Source organism: Acetobacter syzygii (assembly GCF_000964225.1).
GTDB classification, from domain to species: domain Bacteria; phylum Pseudomonadota; class Alphaproteobacteria; order Acetobacterales; family Acetobacteraceae; genus Acetobacter; species Acetobacter syzygii.
Genome location: NZ_BAMZ01000018.1, coordinates 20,864 through 26,148 on the forward strand (window position 1 = coordinate 20,864; position 5,285 = coordinate 26,148).

Annotated in this window: 5 protein-coding genes; all 5 read right to left on the reverse strand. The window is 50.2% G+C overall.

What is annotated here, in order from left to right:
• Positions 1 to 121: 121 nt before the first annotated feature.
• Positions 122 to 2,626, reverse strand: a complete 2,505-nt coding sequence (locus tag Absy_RS07480; RefSeq protein ID WP_048854127.1) for a TonB-dependent siderophore receptor — start codon at positions 2,624 to 2,626, stop codon at positions 122 to 124.
• A gap of 156 nt (positions 2,627 to 2,782) precedes the next feature.
• On the reverse strand, positions 2,783 to 3,754 hold the full coding sequence (locus Absy_RS07485) for a FecR family protein (protein ID WP_048854128.1): 972 nt from the start codon (positions 3,752 to 3,754) through the stop codon (positions 2,783 to 2,785).
• A gap of 86 nt (positions 3,755 to 3,840) precedes the next feature.
• The gene (locus tag Absy_RS07490) at positions 3,841 to 4,344 is read right to left on the reverse strand and encodes an RNA polymerase sigma factor (RefSeq protein WP_048854129.1); all 504 of its coding nucleotides are present in this window, start codon (positions 4,342 to 4,344) and stop codon (positions 3,841 to 3,843) included.
• Between the two features lie 24 nt (positions 4,345 to 4,368).
• Positions 4,369 to 4,989: a hypothetical protein gene (locus Absy_RS07495; protein WP_146802648.1), complete on the reverse strand. Its 621-nt coding sequence runs from the start codon at positions 4,987 to 4,989 to the stop codon at positions 4,369 to 4,371.
• Positions 4,952 to 5,164: a transcriptional regulator domain-containing protein gene (locus tag Absy_RS07500; protein WP_048854131.1), complete on the reverse strand. Its 213-nt coding sequence runs from the start codon at positions 5,162 to 5,164 to the stop codon at positions 4,952 to 4,954. Before Absy_RS07500 ends, Absy_RS07495 begins: the two co-directional genes overlap by 38 nt.
• Positions 5,165 to 5,285: the final 121 nt, after the last annotated feature.

Consider the following 5,285-nt stretch of genomic DNA (forward strand, 5'->3'; position numbering starts at 1 on the left):
GAAATTGCAGGGACACCCCACGCGTGTTGCGCAGTATTACCCATCGAGTTTGACATGGAGATAAGTGGCCAAATGCTGAAACTAATAAGGAAAATGTGCCGCAGTTCGGGGTGGGAAAATTTCACCAGCTATAGGACAGATTCCCGTACACTCGCCGACCTTGACCATATGAACAGGAGGCCTTGCCATAGCATGAAGTGATATACCGCTCATCTGTCAAGTTAGAGATTGCAAGTTGTGCCTTCAGTCCTTTTAATGAAGACGTTATATTTGCAAAATCATAATGAGCTCCGATATCAAACAAAGTATAGGCTGGAACCTTAATGGAATTGGCATCGCTAGAATAAGTGAACCCATTATAACGCACACCAAAATTCATACCGAGTCCCCGTAATGCCGTTTTCGAAAGAGTATAATCAACAAACATGTTGACCATGTTTCTAGGGACAGAACGGATATATTTTCCTTTTTCAGGCACTATCCCTGTTGCGTTACCATTAACGTCATAGGCAGTTTCCGACGTGTCACTCTGTGTTACTCGCGCATCGGTATATGAATAAGACGCGATTAGGTGCAAATCACGAGTAATATTTGCATGAGCTGAGAGTTCAACGCCTTTTGATACGACCGTTCCTGCATCTATATCGTATCCAGGGTGAGCAGGATCATCAGTGATGTAGTGGTTTTCTTTGATATGATAGGCTGCAGCTGTCAGGAATACATCAGTATGGGGAACATAATATTTGAGCCCCGCTTCAAATTGACCGCCTTGCAACGGAGCTATCGGCTTTCCAGCATAGTCATAATTACCCTCTTGGGGTAAAAATGAAGTTGCGTAGCTAAAATAGGGCGTTAACCCAAATTTAAAATTATAAGTTAGTCCCGCTCTCCAGGTAAATTTAGACGCAGTATAGCCTTTCGTTCGTGTGTAGTGAACAGGGGTGTAAGTTCCGTCACCATTTCCATTTCCTGCGTACCTGTCTGTCGTGCCAGATGCCCAATCCTGACGTCCTCCAAGTATAACCGAGAGGGAGCCAATTTTTATCTGATCCTGAAAATATATACCTTTCTGAAAGTATGAAGATTTGTTGTTACTAATATCAGTTGCATCTGGCCCGGTAAGAGAATAATTAGGAACTTTCCCTCCATAAACCGGATCCCAAATATTTATTGGAAAATTGTTATCATCATACGCAAGATTTTGTGATACGTCGACTTTTCTAAAATCCATACCTACCACAATTGTTTGCTTTACCGGTCCTGAGGGGATGTGGGCCAAAAACCTACTATCAAGACCAATATTATTGTTTTTAACTACCCCTTGCCATGCATAACGATTAAAAGTATCCCCTTTACTACTAGACGTATTTTCATAAAATTGATTCATATTATTATCGGAATCAGAATATCTGAACACCTGCTGGAACGATAAATATTTATTGAAAGTATGGTCGAATTGATATTCGAACTCAGCTGTTGTCGCACCAGATTCGTTAACATTCGGATCACCTAGAAAACGGCTTCGAGGTATATAACGACCATTATTGCGTATGAGTGTTCCATTAAGTGGGTATCCAACCCAGTTAAGCCCGTCTTGAGGTGTATACAGATAACTGCCTATTAATGTCAGGTTGGTCTTCTCATCAATTTTCCATTTAACTGAAGGCAATACTCCGACACGTTTATAATTGATATAATCCGTTTGAGTCCCTTGGGTTACTCCAATGGCAGCAACCCGATATTGCAGATTTCCGGATTTAGTAATATTGTCGCCAATATCAACAGTTGCTTGATACCGCCCCCAGTTCCCAAAGCCAACTGAAACATTATGTATGGGAGTATCTGTAGGTTTTTTAAGGCTGGTAGCAATTAGACCTCCGGCTCCAACCTGACCATACAAAACCGATGCTGGTCCGTTGAGCGCTTCAACGCGTTCAACAAATGCTGTTTCTCCCGCCGTATAACTTCTAGTGTTCAACCCATCAACAAACTGGCTCGCATTGAATCCACGCATAATAATAGAAGCATTGGTGCCTGCACCACTTCCGTTGATAGCCATTGATCCATTGTCACCTGTGCCATACTGGTCCGCATACACTCCAGGTGTATATCGCAGCGCTTCCATAATATTTTGTGGCTGCTGGTCTTGCATTTGCTGTTTTGTAATAACGTAAATAGAGTTCGGAATTTCAGTAATGGGTGTATCGGTTTTTGATCCGGCAGCTGTGTAATGTGCAACATATCCCACGCCGGGACCAGTTGCGCTTTCTTTGCCGAATGTCCCGCCTACACGGACCGGGCCAAGAGTAATATTGGCAGAGGCTTTCGCAAGGACGACAGCACCCTTCCCTGATTGACGAAACGTCACCCCCGTCCCTGACAGAAGCCTTGACAGAGCAGTCATCGCATCGAAATCGCCAGAAATGCCGGGGGATATGATCCCCGCATCAATCGAGGCCGTATAAACCACCTGTATCCCGGTCCGGCGCGAAAATGCCTGCAATGCAGCAGAGAGTGGCTGGCGCGGAATATCGAGATGGATCGAAGGAATGGCGGCTTGTCCTTGCTGGGCAAAAGCGGGTGAGCCGCCCAGTGCGGAAAGCGATGTTCCCAGCGCCAGCATCATCGAGATGCCAAGGCGACGCCCGGTTGGAAGAACATGCGACAACGAAAAACCCTCCACGAATACGGCTCTCAAGACTGCAATTGCGAGGCGTTCTTACCTCTTGCACTCCTAAGACGCTTCTCGTGGGCCGCTTCCAAACCCCTACGGTACGTTTTTTTAGTTTTTTCTGCGCACGACGACGATACCGCCCGGCAAACGATAGATATTTATGGACGTTCCAGACGCCAAAGCAGCCAGCGCATCGTCAGGCCTGCGTGCGTCCACCAGAGCCGTGACGGGAGGAAGGTCGTCGATATTGCCGATAATGAACGTTCTGCCCTCACGATATCTGGCAATCGTCTGGACTGCCGCTCGAACAGACACGGAAGTCAGCATAAGCTGACCATCCCGCCATGAGGCTACAGAATCAGGTGCAATGTCAGTCTCTCGTGAAACATGATCATCACGCCACACGGCACGCTGCCCGGCAGTCAGGATGACGGAAGAGCCGTTATTGCGGGAGGAAACGCGTACTGAGCCGCTTTGCACGGAAGTTTCGACGCTTTCATCCGTCAAGCGCCGATCAACTTCGAATGCCGTTCCGATATCTTCGGCTACACTTCCTGCCGCCTCTACCCGGAACGGACGCTCTGCGTCATGCCTGACGTCGAACCAGGCGCGACCACGCAATAATGCGACAGTACGCGCCCCATGCTCATAATGCACGGCAAAGGCTGAATCCGCATCGAGGACAACATGCGAACCATCAGACAAAACCACCTCCTCAATATGGTTCGTCGTCCAGTCATCGGCGCGCAGACGCATGGTGATGTCGGGCACAGCCAGCAGAAGCGCAGCACAGGCAGCAATGGCAGACACAGAAGCGACAACGACCTTGCGTCGTCGCTGTTTCATGCGCGCTGCCTGAATGGAAATAGCAGTACTTGGGGCCAGATTATCTGCAATCAGGTTCAGGCTGCGCCATAGTTTTAGTTCATGTTGAAAAACTTCATGGTGCTTTTCATCTGCCACCCATTGCTTGTAGGAAGCCATCTCCTGTTCGGAAATATCGCCCGAAGCAAGACGCGCAATCCAATGGCGGGCCACCTCTGTCGTCTCACGGTCATAGGATGCGTTGAAATCGGTCATGCCTGCTTTCAGAGCCGTTGATTATCTGCCCGGCAAGAAAGAGACGTTTCTCGAACCCGTATCCCTCACCTCTCTTGCAAAAAATATCAGCCGTCCCGCGCATCGCCAAGCTGAGCTATAGCGCGCTTCAGATGCTTATCGGCGGTCGTACGTGAGACGCCCATCGTTCTGGCGACATCGCCCATCGGCATCCCTTTGATACGATTAAGCCAGAAGATGGTACGGGTCGGTTCAGTCAGATTTTTGGCGGCAGCAATGACACGTTCAAGCTCCTCTCGCGCAAGAAATGCTTTTTCGGCGTCCAGCGTATTGGTTTCGTCCCCATAGAGGATTGACCGCGCTTCATCCTGCAAACGCTGGACGCGTGCATCTACACGGCCCTGATCTATTGCGAGATTAGACGCGAGGCGAAACAGATACGCTTTGCCGTTATGGATCGGAGGATTTTCTGCGACTCTCTGAATACGAATCCAGAGGGTCTGGAGTAAATCGTCAGGCGCGACGTTGGTGCCCATCTTCTGAAAGAGGCGTCCCAGAGCGTTACGCTCCGACGCGAAAGCCTTGTTCAGTATGGATACGTTGTTCGACATCCCACGTGTGGTTCCCCTGACTGGTCAGTCAGCCCCGATCGTTGATACATTAGGCGTTAATTGCGACCCATTATCATTTTCGTAGCGAACAACGTCAATCCAAGCAAGGGGAACAGAAGCAGACCACGGAGCAGTTAAGCAGCAACGATCGCCCATCTGCCAGAAGCAGACGAATGAACAGTCACACGTCGATGGTGAGTGAATTATGATGGAAGTGGTTGCGGGGGCATGCAGACAGCGGATCAGCAACTGCGACCGTACGGGAGTGATGACCGGCGGGACACAATACGGAATGCTGAAGCCGAGATAGCGGAACATGAAGCGTCCCGCTTCATAATAACGACTTCGGAAAAGGGGATCGAGCGGGATGACCAGTGCAGGCCGTTTCATGGCGTCCGGGCTATCCAGCAGGAAAGAGAACGTCCCGAAGGGGCCGACCACCGTAACGCCACGGCCAGCCTCGTCCTCACGGTCCAGCAGCACCCGACCCAGAGCTTCGAAATTCAGTGACAGGAAGTCGGAAAAGCCGTGCGGAGCCTCTGTCAGGCTGATGATCCGGGTCGTGTCTTCCCTGCGCCAGATGACAGGTTTGCGGGTAATGGGAATATCAGGATCGTGGACAAAAACGTAACCCCCAGCGGTCACGGAAAGCCGCCCACAGGAGCGAGGGATTGTCGCTTGCTCCTGCCCGCAAACGGGTATCGTGGTAATCGTCGCCATAGCGGGACCAGCGCCGCATGAAGGCCCCGGCAAGGGCAGAGGCCGACAGGGTTCTGAGGATGGCCAGATCGGCCTCGGAATGCCAGATGTCGGATGGCATGAGCGACAGTCCTCTCGGCTGGGGAGCCACCGACTGGGTACGGCAAAACATGCAGCACCTGTCAGTCTGCCCCGTGTTTCTGGTTACATTGAGTTCTCACGCCTTGCGGCATGACCTTATG

Coding starts and splice junctions, on each gene's coding strand:
- Absy_RS07480 (WP_048854127.1), bottom strand. CDS start 2,626: ATGATGCTGGCGCTGGGAACATCGCTTTCCGCACTGGGCGGCTCACCC.
- Absy_RS07485 (WP_048854128.1), bottom strand. CDS start 3,754: ATGACCGATTTCAACGCATCCTATGACCGTGAGACGACAGAGGTGGCC.
- Absy_RS07490 (WP_048854129.1), bottom strand. CDS start 4,344: ATGTCGAACAACGTATCCATACTGAACAAGGCTTTCGCGTCGGAGCGT.
- Absy_RS07500 (WP_048854131.1), bottom strand. CDS start 5,164: ATGCCATCCGACATCTGGCATTCCGAGGCCGATCTGGCCATCCTCAGA.